General features: G+C 57.7%; 14 protein-coding genes. 7 read left to right on the top strand and 7 right to left on the bottom strand.

What is annotated here, in order from left to right; translation table 11 throughout:
- Positions 1-27: 27 nt before the first annotated feature.
- Both N2K86_RS18570 and N2K86_RS18565 read left to right on the top strand, forming a co-directional pair.
- Entirely contained in the window at positions 28-1,293 is a 1,266-nt protein-coding gene (locus N2K86_RS18570; protein WP_260659584.1) for an oligosaccharide MFS transporter, read from the top strand.
- 27 nt (positions 1,294-1,320) lie between these two features.
- Complete coding sequence (locus tag N2K86_RS18565; RefSeq protein ID WP_260659583.1) at positions 1,321-2,508, top strand: glycoside hydrolase family 88 protein; 1,188 nt, start codon at positions 1,321-1,323, stop codon at positions 2,506-2,508.
- Between the two features lie 32 nt (positions 2,509-2,540).
- Here N2K86_RS18565 and lysM read toward each other — a convergent pair whose 3' ends face one another.
- The 5 genes from lysM to qseB all read right to left on the bottom strand — a co-directional run bounded on the left by lysM (position 2,541) and on the right by qseB (position 6,159).
- The gene (lysM, locus tag N2K86_RS18560) at positions 2,541-2,981 is read right to left on the bottom strand and encodes a peptidoglycan-binding protein LysM (protein WP_260659582.1); all 441 of its coding nucleotides are present in this window, start codon (positions 2,979-2,981) and stop codon (positions 2,541-2,543) included.
- Positions 2,982-3,134: 153 nt separating this feature from the next.
- Positions 3,135-3,449: a putative quinol monooxygenase gene (locus N2K86_RS18555; protein WP_260659581.1), complete on the bottom strand. Its 315-nt coding sequence runs from the start codon at positions 3,447-3,449 to the stop codon at positions 3,135-3,137.
- A 30-nt stretch (positions 3,450-3,479) separates the two neighbouring features.
- Complete coding sequence (locus N2K86_RS18550) at positions 3,480-4,061, bottom strand: NAD(P)H-dependent oxidoreductase (RefSeq protein WP_260659580.1); 582 nt, start codon at positions 4,059-4,061, stop codon at positions 3,480-3,482.
- 104 nt (positions 4,062-4,165) lie between these two features.
- The gene (gene qseC / locus N2K86_RS18545; protein ID WP_260659579.1) at positions 4,166-5,503 is read right to left on the bottom strand and encodes a quorum sensing histidine kinase QseC; all 1,338 of its coding nucleotides are present in this window, start codon (positions 5,501-5,503) and stop codon (positions 4,166-4,168) included.
- Positions 5,500-6,159: a quorum sensing response regulator transcription factor QseB gene (gene qseB, locus N2K86_RS18540; RefSeq protein WP_260659578.1), complete on the bottom strand. Its 660-nt coding sequence runs from the start codon at positions 6,157-6,159 to the stop codon at positions 5,500-5,502. Before qseB ends, qseC begins: the two co-directional genes overlap by 4 nt.
- Positions 6,160-6,298: 139 nt before the next feature.
- Between qseB and N2K86_RS18535 the strand changes: the two genes are divergently transcribed.
- The 5 genes from N2K86_RS18535 (at position 6,299) to N2K86_RS18515 (ending at position 13,802) form a co-directional block, all read left to right on the top strand.
- Positions 6,299-6,700, top strand: coding sequence for a YgiW/YdeI family stress tolerance OB fold protein (locus N2K86_RS18535; protein WP_029485199.1), 402 nt, complete (start codon positions 6,299-6,301; stop codon positions 6,698-6,700).
- Positions 6,701-6,818: 118 nt separating this feature from the next.
- Positions 6,819-9,077 (top strand): DNA topoisomerase IV subunit A, encoded by a 2,259-nt coding sequence (parC, locus tag N2K86_RS18530; RefSeq protein WP_260659577.1) that lies wholly within the window; start codon positions 6,819-6,821, stop codon positions 9,075-9,077.
- A 165-nt stretch (positions 9,078-9,242) separates the two neighbouring features.
- Positions 9,243-9,980 carry a 1-acylglycerol-3-phosphate O-acyltransferase gene (gene plsC, locus N2K86_RS18525; RefSeq protein WP_260659576.1) on the top strand — a complete coding sequence of 246 codons (738 nt, stop codon included), beginning with the start codon at positions 9,243-9,245 and terminating at the stop codon, positions 9,978-9,980.
- 59 nt (positions 9,981-10,039) lie between these two features.
- Positions 10,040-11,452, top strand: coding sequence for a cell division protein FtsP (ftsP, locus tag N2K86_RS18520; protein WP_108416235.1), 1,413 nt, complete (start codon positions 10,040-10,042; stop codon positions 11,450-11,452).
- Positions 11,453-11,624: 172 nt separating this feature from the next.
- Positions 11,625-13,802: a YgiQ family radical SAM protein gene (locus N2K86_RS18515; RefSeq protein WP_260659575.1), complete on the top strand. Its 2,178-nt coding sequence runs from the start codon at positions 11,625-11,627 to the stop codon at positions 13,800-13,802.
- Positions 13,803-13,898: 96 nt separating this feature from the next.
- Here N2K86_RS18515 and dkgA read toward each other — a convergent pair whose 3' ends face one another.
- Complete coding sequence (gene dkgA / locus N2K86_RS18510) at positions 13,899-14,726, bottom strand: 2,5-didehydrogluconate reductase DkgA (protein WP_260659574.1); 828 nt, start codon at positions 14,724-14,726, stop codon at positions 13,899-13,901.
- 105 nt (positions 14,727-14,831) lie between these two features.
- Positions 14,832-15,995 (bottom strand): alcohol dehydrogenase, encoded by a 1,164-nt coding sequence (gene yqhD, locus N2K86_RS18505; RefSeq protein ID WP_260659573.1) that lies wholly within the window; start codon positions 15,993-15,995, stop codon positions 14,832-14,834.
- Between the last annotated feature and the right edge of the window lie 77 nt (positions 15,996-16,072).

The raw sequence follows: 16,072 nt of genomic DNA, 5'->3' as shown, positions 1-16,072 counted from the left end.
CTGACCCTACACCTTGGCGAGGATGGTATGAAAAAAACATCGACAACCAACAGAACCGAATATTACAAAATCAGCAGCTTTATTTTTCTCTACTTCTTTACCTGGTCCGCCAGTATTGGCCTGCTGGCTATCTGGCTCGGTCAAAAAGCGAATCTCAGCGGGGCGGTGATCGGAACCGTATTCGCGGTGAACGGTATTTTCTCCGTTATTCTCAAACCCATCTATGGCTATATTCTTGATAAAATCGGCATGAACAAATACCTGCTCTATTTTGTGGTCGCCATGTCGGCCCTGATGGCGCCGTTCTTTATTTACGTCTATCAGCCGCTGTTAATCTCCAACACCATGTTGGGGATCGCTATTGGTGCGCTCTATCTGAGCTTTGCCTGGTATGCGGGCGTGGCGGCGTGTGAATCCTATTCTGACCGCTTTAGCCGCCTGAACGGCATGGAGTTCGGGCAGATCCGCATGTGGGGCTCGCTCGGCTGGGCGGTGGCGTCGTCCTTCTCCGGCCTGCTGTTTAACCTCTCGCCGGCGTATAACTTTATTATGGGCAGCGTGACCTCTGTGGTGATGCTGATTGTCCTGCTGAGCCTGAAAGTGAACACGAACTCCGTTCACGCCGGTGAGGTGCTGACCAAAGAGAATATCGCCCCTTCGGACGTGTATGCACTGCTGCGTAGCCGTAAATTCTGGGCTTTCTGCCTGTACGTGGCGGGCGTGGCGTGGATGATGTTTATCGCCGAGCAGCAGTTCTCGCGCTATTTCGTTACCTTCTTTGACGATATCCACCAGGGCAACGCGGTGTTCGGCTACCTGGGTACCGTGCAGTCAGGCATGGAGTTCGTCATGTATATGGTGATCCCGCTGTTCGTGAATTTTATTGGTGCCAAGCGCGGGCTGTTAATTGTCGGTCTGGTGGTGGGGGCGCGTCTGATTATTTCCGGCATGTGCGATTCTCACCTGTTAATTTCCGTGCTGAAGCCGCTGTACGGCCTGGAAATCTGCCTGCTGCTGGTCTCCGTCTTTAAATACATCGCCGAACATTTCGATAAGCGCGTGAATGCCACCATGTATTTACTGGGCTATCAGGCAATGCTGTACGTCGGTAACGTGGTCGTCTCTTCGCCTGCCGGATATATGTATGACCGCATCGGCTTTGAACAGACCTATATCATCATGGGCGCCACGGCGCTGACCTTTACCCTTATTTCTGCCTTCACGTTATCCGCCTGTCAGAGCAAATGGCGCGGATCCCGCACGCTGAACGTAGCAGAAACCTCAACCCGATAATTTCGCCGTCAAAGAAGGAACCGAAATATGTTAAGTCGTATCAAAGAGGAGCGCCTGCCTGCGATTGCCGCACCCGTTGATCCACGCGCGTTTAGCGATGAACTCAGCTCGGCACGCGGCCATGTCCTCGACCTGATTAGCCGTCATTTAACGGAATTCGGCGAGCAGTTCCCGGCGGAAACCTGTAAGGACGGTTTTTACCCGCTGACCGACAACGTGGAGTGGACCACCAGCTTCTGGACCGGCCAGCTGTGGCTGGCGTGGGAGATGAGCGGTGAGGATAAATTCCGCGCGATGGCGGAAAAGCACGTGCGATCGTTCGGCCTGCGCATCGCCGGGCGCAACGACACTAACACCCACGATTTAGGCTTCCTGTATACGCTCTCCTGCGTAGCGGCCTGGCGGCTGACCGGGAACCGTGAGGCGCGCGGCTTCTCGCTGCTGGCGGCGGAAGCCCTGCTGGAGCGCTTCCATGAAAAAGCGAAGATCATTCAGGCGTGGGGGGATCTCTCTGACCCGGAACAGGCCGGACGCATGATCATCGACTGCAACATGAACCTGCCGCTGCTCTACTGGGCAACCGAGCAAACCGGCGATCCGCGCTTTGCTGACGCTGCAAAAGCCCACGTGATGCAGGCGGCAACGTATCTCATTCGTGAAGATGCTTCGACATTTCATACCTACTATATGGATGTGTTAACCGGCGCGCCGCGCTACGGCAATACCCAGCAGGGCTACGCCGATGACTCATGCTGGTCGCGCGGGCAGGCGTGGGGGATTTACGGCTTCCTGCTGAGCTATATCTACACCGGCGACGAGACGATGATTGCCCTGTCGAAGCGGCTGGCGAACTACTTCCTCAACCGCCTGCCGGAAGATTACGTCTGCCACTGGGATCTGGCGCTGGTGGGCACCGATGCGCTGCGCGATTCGTCCTCGGCGGCCATCGCGGTATGCGGTCTGCTGGAGCTGGTGAAGCATTTGCCGGTCACGGATCCGGACCGCGAGCGCTATCTGGAGTGGGCGAAAGGGATCATGTCGTCGCTGACGAAACAGTATCTGATGGGCAAAGACGAGAAGGGCAACGGGCTTCTGAAACACTCGGTGTATCACCTGGCGAGCAACAAAGGGGTGGACGAGTGTGCGAGCTGGGGAGATTACTTCTACGTTGAGGCGCTGGTGCGCTTTACGCAAAGCTGGAAATCGTACTGGTAAAACAGTCGGGGGAGGTACCCCCGACTTTGCGGTTACGCTTTCGGGATGCGCAGCGTCTGGCCTGGATAAATTTTATCCGGGCTGGAGAGCATCGGGCGGTTCGCCTCGAAGATCTTGTTGTACTGGTTAGCGTTGCCATACACCGTTTTGGAGATGGCGCTCAGGGTATCGCCCGATTTCACCGTGTAGTAAGTCGCTTCATCTTTGGCATCGGTCGCGGTGATGTTGTTCTCCACCTCGCTCACCCCCGCGATGTTCCCCACGGCAACCTGAATTTTCTCTTTCTGCTCTTGCGTCAGCCCGTCACCCGTCACGCTGGCTTTGCCGTCGGTAACGGTGACCTGGACGTTATCCGCGCCAGGAATATTCAGCTTTTTGAGGTGCTCGGTGACTTTGTCGCTCTGACCTTTATGATCGGTCAGGTTATCCCACAGCTTTTCACCTGCTTCTTTCACGAAGTTAAAAAGACCCATTCCATCCTCCTGTTAACAATGAAGTCAGAATAAGCATAGCAGTTGGGTTTTAAGGTGATACAAAAAGCCCGGTGGCGCTAGCGCTTACCGGGCATACGGGTCAGGTTTTGTAGGCCGGGTAAACGCAGTGCCACCCGGCAAATTCCACGAACCTTAAACCCCTTGCTCCAGAATTCGGATATGGGTATCCAGCACGTCACCTTTTACCGCCTCACTCCACGCTTTCATGTGCGGAGTCTGCAGGTGCGCTTCGAGGTGCGCCACGGTTTCCCACAGTTCAACCATCATGATGGAGTCCGGCGCGGTCGCCTGGAAGCTGGCATCAGTGGCGGCATCCACCATCGGCGCATAGCCGTGGCAGCCTTCTTCTTCAAGTACGGTCGGGATAATCTTCGCGAACTGATCCAGCACCGCCTGGCGGTGATGTTGACCTGGGCGAGTACGAATTTCAGCAATTACGGTAAGCATGGTTAACTCCTTCTAATTCCAGGTTACCAGTTAAGCAAAAATTTCCGCGAGATGCTTGCGATATTCTGCGATATAGCGCGGGACGTCAGGCATTTTAATCACGTCGTTGACGATAAATGTCGGCAGCGCATCCATACCCAGGAACTGGTTCGCCTTGTGGAACGGCAGATACGCACCGTCGACGCCCACGCCTTCGAAGAACTGATCTTTCTCGGTAAAGGCTTCTATTGGCGCGTTCCAGGTCAGGGAGAGCATATATTTTTTGCCCTGAATCAGGCCGCCGGAACCGTATTTTTTGGCGGCGTCTGAACGGGTACGACCGTCGCTGGCATACAGCGAACCGTGGCCTTCAGTGAACACGTCATCCATGTATTTTTTCACGGTCCACGGCGCGCCCATCCACCAGCCCGGCATCTGCCAGATAACCACGTCGGCCCACAGGAAGTTCTGCACTTCGGCTTTCACGTCATAATCGCTGTCCGCGCGCACGACCTTAACATCATGCCCGGCGTCGCGCAGGAAACCGTCCGCGACCTCGGTCAGGGTGTCATTCAACTGGCCTTTAGAGTGCGCGAACTCTTTCGCGCCGTTGATAATCAAAATGTTGCTCATTATTTGTCCTCGGTGTTGAGAGTATGTCGGGCATTCTACGCGCGAGGACGGAGCGGAAAAATAAGCAAAATGTGCAAAGTCTTTTGCATATAGCGCAATAATGCCTACCAGCTGACGTTGACCTCAAAACCCCCGTCGGCCGCATTAGCCAGCGAGACGCGCATACCGTGGAGGGTGGCGATGCGTTTAACAATCGATAAGCCCAGCCCGCTACCCGTGGCATCTTGCCCCGGTGGACGATAAAAGCGCTCGCCAATACGTGCCAGCGCGTCGGGGGAAATCCCGGGGCCGTTGTCACGCACGGTGAAGCGGCGACCGTCCAGCGTCACGTCCACCACGCTACCGCGCGGGCTGTAACGTACTGCATTATCCAGCAGGTTACGTACCAGCAGGCTAAGGAGCAGCTGTTGACCCGCGCGTTTCACCTCTGGCGCATGGATGTTCAGGCGTACATCAATGCCCGCCTGCTGCGCCGGATGATAAATATCCATCACCGCGGACTGCAGTAAATCGGCCATGACAATCGGCTCGACGCCGTCCAGGTTATCCAGCGAATCCAGGCGCGACAGCGTAAGGAGTTGATCCACCAGCCGGGAGGCGCGGTCGATACCCGCATGAAGCTGCGAAAGGGCTTTGGACTGCGCCTCGGGATCGTCCTGATACAGCTGCGCCACGTCGGTTTGCACCTTCAGGGCGGCTAACGGGCTGCGCAACTCATGGGCGGCATCGGAGGTAAAACGACGCTCGCGGCTCATCATCTCTTGCGTGCGCGTGAACAGGTGGTTCAGGGCGTCGAGCAGCGGACGCACTTCAGTGGGGACACCCTCCGTTGGGAGTTTATCGGTGGCATCCGGCGTGCGGGAGCGCAGGGTCTGCGCCAGTTTTTTCAGCGGCTTCAGCTCGCGGCTCAGCAGCAGGATCAGCAACAGCAGCATGACAGGTAGCGCCACCAGCCACGGCGTAAGCTGTGAGCTCACCACGTCCAGCGCCATGTCCTGGCGATACTCCCACTCCTGGCCGACCACCACGCGGTATTTACCGTCCGGCGACGTCAGCCATAAAAAGCGCCATTCGTCGTTGTCGTCCTGAAGCTGTCCGTCAGCAAACCCGTCACGACGATAGTGATACGGAATATCGCGCCCGTTTTCACCGTCGTTGAGGATCATGCTGCCGTCGGCGCTAAAGATGGCGAAGGCCAGCGCGTCATCGTCCAGATGCCCGTGTTTGGCTTTTTTGGGCACCTCGCGCATGCGCTCCGGCGCGCGGATCTCGTCCAGGTCCATCGTCAGCAGACGTTTGGCAAACAGCATCTGCTGGGTATCAAAGAGCTTGTCAAGCTTATGCGTCGTTTGCTGCCACGCGACAAGACTGGCGGCAAACCAGGCCGTCAGAGAGAGCAGCAGGAAGAGCAGCGTCAGGCGGAGTTTCAGGCTCAGTTTCATGCGTCACCCAGGGTGTAGCCGATACCGTGCACGGTGCGGATAAACGCGCTGCCAAGCTTGCGGCGAAGATGATGGACGTGAACTTCCACGGCGTTGCTGGAGACGTCGTCATCCCAGTTATAGAGCTTTTCTTCAATCGTTTTGCGCGGCAGCACGCGGCCCGCATTGCGCATCAGCAGCTCCAGCAGGGCGAACTCTTTCGGTTTGAGTGTCAGCGTTTCGCCCTCCAGCGTGGCGACAAGGCTCGTCGGGTCGAGCGTGACCTTACCGTGACGCAGTTCGCTACGAGTCTGACCGTGGCTGCGACGCACCAGCGCCTCAAGGCGCGCAGCCACTTCGATCAGGGCAAACGGCTTGCAGAGATAATCATCCGCGCCCAGGCGCAACCCCTCGACGCGCTGGTTCAGCGCATCCCGCGCCGTCAGAATCAGTACCGGCTCGCGCTTACCGATTTCGCGCCAGGCGCGCAGGATCTCCAGCCCGTCGATCTCCGGCAGCGTCAGATCCAGCACCACGGCATCATAGGGTGCGCTATACAGCGCGGTCTGACCGGTTTTCCCGTCGGTAAACCAGTCCACGTTAAACCCCATTTTGCTCAGGCCCGCTTTGATGCCGTCGCCGATGAGCCTGTCGTCTTCTACCAGTAAAATGCGCATGTTCCCTCCTTGATGCCGTCAGTAAACCCTCTGAATCAACATGCTGTACAGTAAAAATAAATAAATTTTCCCCTTAAGAAGTTGTTAAGGATTACCCTGTTTAATGGACTGCGAAACCACATTAAAGGGAGAGATTAAGATGAAAAAATTCGCTGCACTTGCTGCCATCATGATGATGACTACTGCCCCTGTTTTTGCCGCGCAGGGCGGATTTAACGGCCCGTCCGCAACCGCGACCCAGACGCAAACCCAGCAGGGCGGTTTTGTGGATAACAACGCCAACCTGACGACGGCGGCAAAAGTGAAGGATCTGAAGGACGATGCGTGGGTGAAGCTGCGTGGTAACATCACCGAGCGCCTGTCCGATGACCGCTACACCTTCCGCGATGAAACCGGCACGGTGGTCGTTGAGATTGACCACAAGCGCTGGAACGGCGTGACCGTCAGCCCGCAGGATAAGGTCGAACTCCAGGGTAAAGTCGATAAAGACTGGAACGAGTTTGAAATCGACGTGAAGCAGGTCATCAAGCTGAACAAATAACCCGAAAAGGGCCGCCTGTGCGGCCCTTTTTCTTTGTGACTCAATTCGCCAGATGAGGTAGTATCTGCGGCAATATTGCCTGAAACCCTTCGGTTTCTGAGTTGAGGAATCACACGTAATGAGCGATATGGCAGAGCGCCTCGCGCTACATGAATTCACGGAAAACGCCTACCTGAACTACTCCATGTACGTCATCATGGACAGGGCGTTGCCGTTTATCGGGGATGGCCTGAAGCCTGTTCAGCGCCGCATCGTCTATGCGATGTCCGAACTGGGGCTGAATGCCACCGCCAAGTTCAAGAAATCCGCCCGTACCGTCGGTGACGTACTGGGTAAATACCATCCGCACGGCGACAGCGCCTGCTATGAAGCGATGGTGCTGATGGCGCAGCCGTTCTCTTACCGCTATCCGCTGGTGGATGGTCAGGGGAACTGGGGGGCGCCGGACGATCCGAAATCCTTCGCGGCGATGCGTTATACCGAGTCCCGCCTGTCTAAATATGCCGAAGTGCTGCTGGGCGAGCTGGGGCAGGGAACCGTCGACTGGGTGCCAAACTTCGACGGTACGCTGCAGGAGCCGAAGATGCTGCCTGCGCGTCTGCCGAACATCCTGCTGAACGGCACCACCGGTATCGCGGTCGGTATGGCGACGGACATTCCGCCGCACAACCTGCGTGAAGTGGCGAAAGCCGCCATCACCCTGATTGAACAGCCGAAAACCTCGCTGGACGAGCTGCTGGATATCGTGCAGGGGCCGGATTACCCGACCGAAGCCGAAATCATCACCTCGCGCGCGGAAATCCGTAAAATCTACCAGAACGGTCGCGGCTCCGTGCGCATGCGCGCGGTGTGGAACAAAGAGGACGGCGCCGTGGTGATCACCGCGCTGCCGCATCAGGTTTCCGGTGCCAAAGTGCTGGAGCAGATCGCCTCCCAGATGCGCAATAAAAAGCTGCCGATGGTGGACGACCTGCGCGACGAATCGGACCACGAAAACCCGACCCGTCTGGTGATCGTGCCGCGCTCGAACCGCGTGGACATGGAGCAGGTGATGAATCACCTGTTCGCCACCACCGATCTGGAAAAAAGCTACCGCATCAACCTGAACATGATTGGCCTTGACGGTCGCCCGGCGGTGAAAAACCTGCTGGAGATCCTCACCGAGTGGCTGACGTTCCGTCGCGATACGGTGCGCCGTCGTCTGAACCACCGCCTGGAAAAAGTGCTTAAGCGCCTGCATATCCTCGAAGGTTTGCTGGTGGCGTTCCTCAATATCGACGAAGTGATTGAGATCATTCGTACCGAGGACGAGCCGAAGCCCGCGCTGATGTCGCGCTTTGGCATCAGCGAAACCCAGGCCGAAGCGATCCTCGAACTGAAGCTGCGCCATCTCGCCAAACTGGAAGAGATGAAGATCCGCGGCGAGCAGAACGAGCTGGAAAAAGAGCGCGATCAGCTGCAGGCGATTCTGGCGTCCGAGCGCAAGATGAATACCCTGCTGAAGAAAGAGCTGCAGGCGGATGCCGAAGCCTTTGGCGACGACCGCCGTTCTCCTCTGCACGAGCGTGAAGAAGCGAAGGCGATGAACGAGCACGACATGCAGCCGTCCGAGCCGGTGACCATTGTGCTGTCGCAGAGCGGCTGGGTGCGCAGCGCCAAAGGCCACGATATCGACGCGCCGGGCCTGAGCTATAAAGCGGGCGACAGCTTCAAAGCGGCGGTGAAAGGCAAGAGCAACCAGCCGGTGGCGTTTATCGACTCCACCGGTCGCAGCTACGCCATCGACCCGATCACGCTGCCTTCCGCCCGTGGACAGGGTGAACCGCTGACCGGCAAGCTGACGCTGCCGCCGGGTGCGACGGTTGACCATATGCTGATGGAAGCTGATGACCAGAAACTGCTGATGGCCTCCGATGCGGGCTACGGCTTTATCTGTACCTTTAACGATCTCGTGTCGCGTAACCGCGCCGGTAAAGCGCTGATTAGCCTGCCGGACAACGCCCACGTGATGACGCCGCTGGTGATTGAGAACGAGAGCGACATGCTGCTGGCAATTACCTCTGCCGGACGTATGCTGATGTTCCCGGTCAGCGACCTGCCGGAGCTGTCGAAAGGTAAAGGTAACAAGATCATCAACATCCCGTCGGCGGAAGCGGCGAAAGGCGAGGATGGCCTGGCGCACCTCTTCATTCTGCCGCCGCAGAGCACGCTGACTATTCATGTCGGCAAGCGTAAAATCAAACTGCGTCCGGAAGAGCTGCAGAAGGTTGTTGGCGAGCGCGGTCGTCGCGGCTCGCTGATGCGCGGCCTGCAGCGTATCGACCGCGTGGAGATTGACTCTCCTGCGCGCAGCACTGCGGGCGACAGCGAAGAGTAACGTAACGCCTCCCCCCTCTGTTCCTGAGGGGGGCATTTCACGAAAATTTCCCGTAAAATCGTTGTTAATTCGTGCGTTGCGATTAACAATACGCGCTCGTAATAAAGTCCTTACCTGGCCACAGGTGAAGTATAATTGTCAGCTGTCAGGGCTTCAGAGGTCGCTATGCTATACATTGTTCGTCTCGTTCTTACCGTTATCTACTGCATTCTGGTCTGTGTTTTCGGCTGCATCTACTGCCTGTTCAGTCCGCGTAATCCTAAGCATGTCGCCACCTTTGGCCATATGTTTGGCCGCCTTGCGCCGCTGTTTGGTCTGAAGGTAGAAAAACGCCTGCCGGAAGGCGCGGAGCAGTTCGGCAACGCCATCTATATCGCTAACCATCAGAACAACTACGATATGGTGACCGCCGCAAACATCGTACTGCCGCCAACCGTGACGGTGGGGAAAAAGAGTCTGCTGTGGATCCCGTTTTTCGGTCAGCTCTATTGGCTAACGGGTAACTTGTTGATTGACCGTAATAATCGAGCCAAAGCGCACGGCACTATTGCGGAAGTGGTGAACCACTTTAAGAAACGCAAAATCTCAATCTGGATGTTCCCGGAAGGGACGCGTAGCCGTGGTCGCGGCCTGCTGCCGTTTAAAACCGGTGCGTTTCATGCTGCAATTGCGGCGGGTGTTCCAATTATTCCCGTGTGTGTTTCCAATACTTCTAATAAGATTAATCTTAACCGCCTGAATAATGGGTTGGTCATTGTCGAAATGCTGCCGCCGGTGGATACCAGTAAATATGGCAAAGATCAGGTGCGCGAACTGGCAGCCCATTGCCGTGAGCTGATGGCTCAGCATATTGCGTTGCTCGACAAAGAAGTCGCAGAGAGAGAAGCCGCCGGTAAGATTTAACCCGGCGTTATAAGGGAAAACGAATTCCCGCGTTGTTAGTCGTTTCAGATGGAGCTTATATGTCATTCAGTCGGCGTCAGTTTATTCAGGCTTCGGGGATCGCCCTTTGTGCAGGTGCGATACCGCGGACAGCCAGCGCCGCCGGGCAGCAACAGCCGCTGCCCATTCCGCCGTTGATTGAATCCCGTCGCGGGCAGCCGCTTTTCCTCACGCTACAGCGTAGCCACTGGTCCTTTACTCAGGGAACGCGCGCGCAGATATGGGGAATCAATGGGCGCTACCTTGGCCCAACCATTCGCGTGTGGAACGGCGATGACGTTAAGCTGATTTACAGTAACCGGACGACTGAAAATGTCGCCATGACCGTCAGCGGGCTGCAGGTGCCGGGGCCGCTGATCGGCGGCGCGGCGCGCATGATGTCGCCAAACGCCGACTGGGCGCCTGTCCTCCCTATCCGCCAGAGCGCGACCACGCTGTGGTACCACGCCAATACGCCGAACCGCACCGCCCAGCAGGTCTACAACGGCCTGGCCGGGATGTGGCTGATTGAGGATGAGGTGAGTAAATCGCTGCCGATCCCGAACCACTACGGCGTGGATGATTTCCCGGTCATTATTCAGGATAAACGCCTTGATAACTTCGGCACGCCGGAATACAGCGAGCCGGGCAGCGGTGGTTTTGTTGGCGATACGCTGCTGGTTAACGGCGCGCAAAGTCCGTATGTGGAAGTCTCTCGTGGCTGGGTGCGCCTGCGTCTTTTGAATGCCTCCAACTCGCGCCGCTATCAGCTGCAGATGAGCGACGGCCGCGCGCTGCACGTGATTTCAGGCGATCAGGGCTTTTTACCCGCGCCGGTTTCCGTTAAACAGCTGGCGCTCTCGCCGGGTGAACGTCGTGAAATCCTGGTGGATATGACCAACGGGGATGAAGTCTCCGTCACCTGTGGTGAAGCGGCGAGCATCGTTGACCGCATTCGCGGGTTCTTTGAGCCGTCGAGCATTCTGGTCTCCACGCTGGTATTGACCCTGCGCCCAACCGGTCTGCTGCCTTTGGTGACCGATAGCCTGCCAATGCGTCTGCTGCCGCAGGAGATCATGAGCGGCTCGCCGGTACGTAGCCGTGATATCAGCCTGGGCGACGATCCGGGTATCAACGGCGCGCTGTGGGACGTCAACCGCATCGACATTACCGCGCAGCAGGGCACCTGGGAGCGCTGGACGGTGCGTTCAGATATGCCGCAGTCGTTCCATATTGAAGGGGTGTCATTCCTGATCCGCAACGTCAACGGCGCGATGCCGTTCCCGGAAGATCGCGGCTGGAAAGACACCGTCTGGGTGGACGGCCAGGTTGAACTGCTTGTCTACTATGGTCAGCCTTCATGGCCGCACTTCCCGTTCCTGTTCCACAGCCAGACGCTGGAGATGATGGACAGGGGATCCGTGGGGCAGATGCTGGTCAATCCGGCGCCGTAAAACGAGTCGGGTGGCGGCTTCGCCTTACCCGACCTACAGGCCCGTAACACGTAGGCCGGGTAAGGCGAAGCCGCTACCCGGCGTAAAAACCGCCGCACAATACCCCTTCATTTCCCACATTAATCCAGCGTATAATCCCCGCCCTTTTGTCTATTTTTTCTTCGGAAGCATTATGAGCGCAATTTCCCTGATCCAGCCGGATCGTGACCTCTTCTCCTGGCCCCAGTACTGGGCGGCCTGCTTTGGACCGGCGCCGTTTCTGCCGATGTCCCGGGAAGAGATGGACCAACTGGGCTGGGATAGCTGCGATATCATTCTGGTCACGGGCGATGCCTACGTTGACCACCCGAGCTTTGGTATGGCGATTTGTGGCCGTATGCTCGAAGCGCAGGGCTTCCGCGTGGGGATCATCTCCCAGCCTGACTGGAACAGCAAAGACGATTTTATGCGTCTGGGTAAACCGAACCTGTTCTTCGGCGTGACCGCTGGCAACATGGACTCGATGATCAACCGCTATACCGCCGACCGTAAGCTGCGCCATGATGATGCCTATACGCCGGATAACGTGGCGGGCAAACGTCCGGACCGCGCTACCCTGGTCTATACCCAGCGCTGTAAAGAAGCCTGGAAAGACGTCCCGGTGATCCTGGGCGGCATCGAGGCGAGCCTGCGCCGCACCGCGCACTACGACTACTGGTCAGATACCGTTCGCCGCTCGGTGCTGGTGGATTCCAAAGCCGACATGCTGATTTACGGTAACGGTGAGCGTCCGCTGGTGGAAGTGGCGCACCGTTTGTCGCAGGGTGAGCCGGTGAGCAGCATCCGCGACGTGCGCAATACCGCGATCATGGTGAAAGAGGCGCTGCCGGGCTGGAGCGGGGTGGATTCCCGTATCATTGATATGCCGGGCAAAATCGACCCGATCCCGCACCCGTACGGCGAAGATCTGCCGTGTGCCGATAACAAGCCGGTTGAGCCGAAAAAAGCGGAAGCGAAGGCTATCGTTGTGCAGCCGCCGCGCCCGAAACCATGGGAAAAGACCTATGTGCTGCTGCCGTCTTACGAGAAGGTGAAAGCCGACAAGGTGCTTTACGCGCACGCGTCCCGTATTCTGCACCATGAAACCAACCCGGGCTGCGCCCGCGCGCTGATGCAGAAGCACGGCGAGCGCTTTATCTGGATCAACCCACCGGCGATCCCGCTCTCCACCGAAGAGATGGACAGCGTCTTTGCGCTGCCGTACAAGCGCGTGCCGCACCCGGCGTACGGCAACGCCCGTATCCCGGCGTATGAGATGATCCGCTTCTCGATCAACATCATGCGCGGCTGCTTCGGCGGCTGTTCCTTCTGCTCTATTACCGAACACGAAGGTCGTATTATCCAGAGTCGCTCTGAAGATTCGATCATCAATGAGATCGAAGCCATTCGCGACTCGGTGCCGGGCTTTACCGGCGTGATCTCCGATCTTGGCGGTCCAACCGCGAACATGTACATGTTGCGCTGCAAGTCGCCGCGCGCGGAGCAAACCTGCCGTCGCCTCTCCTGCGTCTATCCGAGCATTTGCGAGCACATGGACACCAACCATGAGCCGACAATCAACCTCTACCGCCGCGCGCGTGACCTGAAGGGCATCAAGAAGATCCTGATCGCCTCCGGCGTACGTTACGACATCGCCGTGGAAGATCCGCGCTACATCAAAGAGCTGGCGACGCACCACGTCGGCGGCTATCTGAAGATTGCGCCGGAGCACACCGAAGAAGGCCCGCTGTCGAAGATGATGAAGCCGGGCATGGGCAGCTACGATCGCTTTAAAGAGCTGTTCGACACCTACTCGAAGCAGGCGGGCAAAGAGCAGTACCTGATCCCGTACTTCATCTCCGCGCATCCGGGTACGCGTGATGAAGATATGGTCAACCTGGCGCTGTGGCTGAAACAGCGTCGCTTCCGTCTGGATCAGGTGCAAAACTTCTATCCATCACCGCTCGCCAACTCGACGACCATGTACTACACCGGCAAAAACCCGCTGAGTAAGATTGGCTATAAGAGTGAAGAGGTGGTGGTGCCGAAAGGGGATAAACAGCGTCGCCTGCATAAGGCGCTGCTGCGTTACCACGATCCGAAAAACTGGCCGCTGATCCGTCAGGCGCTGGAAGAGATGGGTAAAAAACACCTGATCGGCTCGCGCCGCGACTGCCTGGTACCGGCCCCGACGCTGGATGAGATGCGCGAAGCGCGTCGCCAGAACCGCAATACGCGCCCGGCGCTGACCAAGCACACGCCGATTGTGCATCAGCGCTCGAACGGTGGGGCTACGGGGACGAAGAAGAACGTAAAACGTAAGATCGGTTAAACCTGTAACAATGCCCGGTGGCGTAGCGCTTACCGGGCCTACAGGTCGGCGCGTAGGCCGGGTAAGGCGAAGCCGCCACCCGGCTTTTTTACGCGATTAACCGCCAAACTGATCCGGATCCGGGCCTAAACGTTTACCCTTATCCAGCTTCGCAATCTCACCCAGCTCATCTTTATCCAGCCGGAAATCCCAGACGTCGAAGTTCTCGGCGATGCGCGACGGCGTGACCGATTTCGGGATCACCACCAGTCCATTATCCAGATGCCAGCGAATGACGATTTGCGCCGGGGTTTTGCCGTATTTATCCGCCAGCTCACGGATAATCTTTTGATCAAACACCCCTTCGCCGCCCTGCGCCAGCGGGCTCCAGGACTCGGTCTGGATCTTGTGCGTGGCGTTCCAGGCATGAAGCTGGCGCTGTTGCAGCAGCGGGTGCAGCTCGATCTGGTTGATGACAGGCGCAACGCCCGTCTCGTCAATCAGCCGCTGCAGGTGATGCACCTGGAAATTACAGACGCCGATGCTTTTCACCAACCCTTCTTTTTGCAGCTCAATCATCCCTTTCCAGGCGTCAACGTAGTGATCGATAGCCGGAACCGGCCAGTGCATCAGGTACAGATCGACGAAATCGAGCTGGAGTTTTTCCAGACTCTCCTGCAGGGCTTCGCGGGGGCGTTTTTGATCGTCGTTCCACAGTTTGGTGGTGATGAATAACTCATCGCGGGGGACGCCAGCGCTGGCCAGTGCGGTCCCCACGCCGTCCTCGTTTTTGTACGCGGCGGCGGTATCAATCGACCGATAGCCGACTTCCAGGGCTTTATGAATGGCGGAGACGACCTCGTCGTTACCGGCTTTCCATACACCTAGCCCCAACTGGGGCATCACGTTGCCGTCCTGCAGCTTGATTACGGTTTGGTTTGCCATTTTTCCTCCTTCAGGTGCGCATCGCCGGAGGGGGACTCCGGCGATGGGGTGTGCATTAAGTCTGGACGAAATGTCAAAAAACGAAAGTCGGGAGGGCAAAAACGCTTAGCGCGCCGCTTCGTAAATGCGACGGCTGACGTCCAGCGTAATGTCGCCGTGCTCGCCCAGTTGGGTCATGCCGTGCTCTTCAAGTTTTGCCAGCAGAGCAGGGATGGAGCCGCCGTCCAGACCGTAGCCAGACAGACGCGTTGGTACGCCCAGGCCTTCAAAGAAGCTGCGGGTCGCTTCAATGGCGGCATCAATACGCGCGTCGTCGGAACCCTCGGTGATGTTCCACACGCGCTCGGCGTACTGCAGCAGTTTGGCGCGTTTGGTATCCCGTTTTTCATTCCACAGGGCAGGCAGAACGACCGCCAGCGTCTGGGCATGATCCAGACCGTGCATCGCCGTCAGCTCGTGGCCCAGCATGTGGGTTGCCCAGTCCTGCGGCACGCCAGCACCGATCAGGCCGTTCAGCGCCTGGGTTGCTGCCCACATCACGTTGGCACGCACGTCGTAGTTTTCCGGCTCTTTCAGCGCTTTCGGGCCGTCTTCGATCAGCGTCAGCAGAATGCCTTCCGCGAAGCGATCCTGGATTTTGGCATCTACCGGGTACGTGACGTACTGCTCAACGGTATGAACAAAGGCGTCGACCACGCCGTTCGCTACCTGACGCGCAGGCAGGGTGTAGGTGTACACCGGGTCCAGAATGGCAAACACAGGCTGAACGTGTTCGTTCATAAAGGCCTGTTTGTCGCCGGTGGTTTTGCGGGAGATCACCGCGCCCTTGTTGGATTCAGAGCCGGTCGCTGGCAGGGTCAGCACGGAGCCCATCGGAATTGCGCTTTTAATGTCGCTGCCGCGGGTTTCCAGAATGTGCCACGGATCGATGCCGTCAGCGTAGTGCGCTGCCGCCGCGATGAACTTGGTGCCGTCCAGTACGGAGCCGCCGCCGACCGCCAGCAGGAAGGTGATGTTCTCTTCGCGGGCGATTTTCACCGCGTTCATCAGCGTTTCGTAAGACGGGTTTGGCTCGATGCCGCCGAACTCACGCACGTCCAGGCCGTCCAGGGCGCTGTATACCTGATCCAGCACGCCGGTTTTTTTCACGCTGCCGCCACCGTAGGTGATCAGCACGCGGGCATCAGCAGGGATTTGCGCGCGCAGGTCGGCGATAGCGTCTTTACCAAACAGAATGCGGGTTGGGGTGTGAAGATTAAAGTTGTTCATTGCTCGTTCCCTTTAGTGGGTGAAAAACCGTGGTGGCGCAGAGGGCTACCTGATGCTGCACATTGTGGCCGCCCGGG

It is taken from the genome of Enterobacter mori (genome assembly GCF_025244905.1).
Taxonomy (GTDB): Bacteria; Pseudomonadota; Gammaproteobacteria; order Enterobacterales; family Enterobacteriaceae; genus Enterobacter; species Enterobacter mori_A.
The sequence above is the reverse complement of the archived record's forward strand: the minus strand, read 5'-3'. Positions and strand labels throughout refer to the sequence as shown.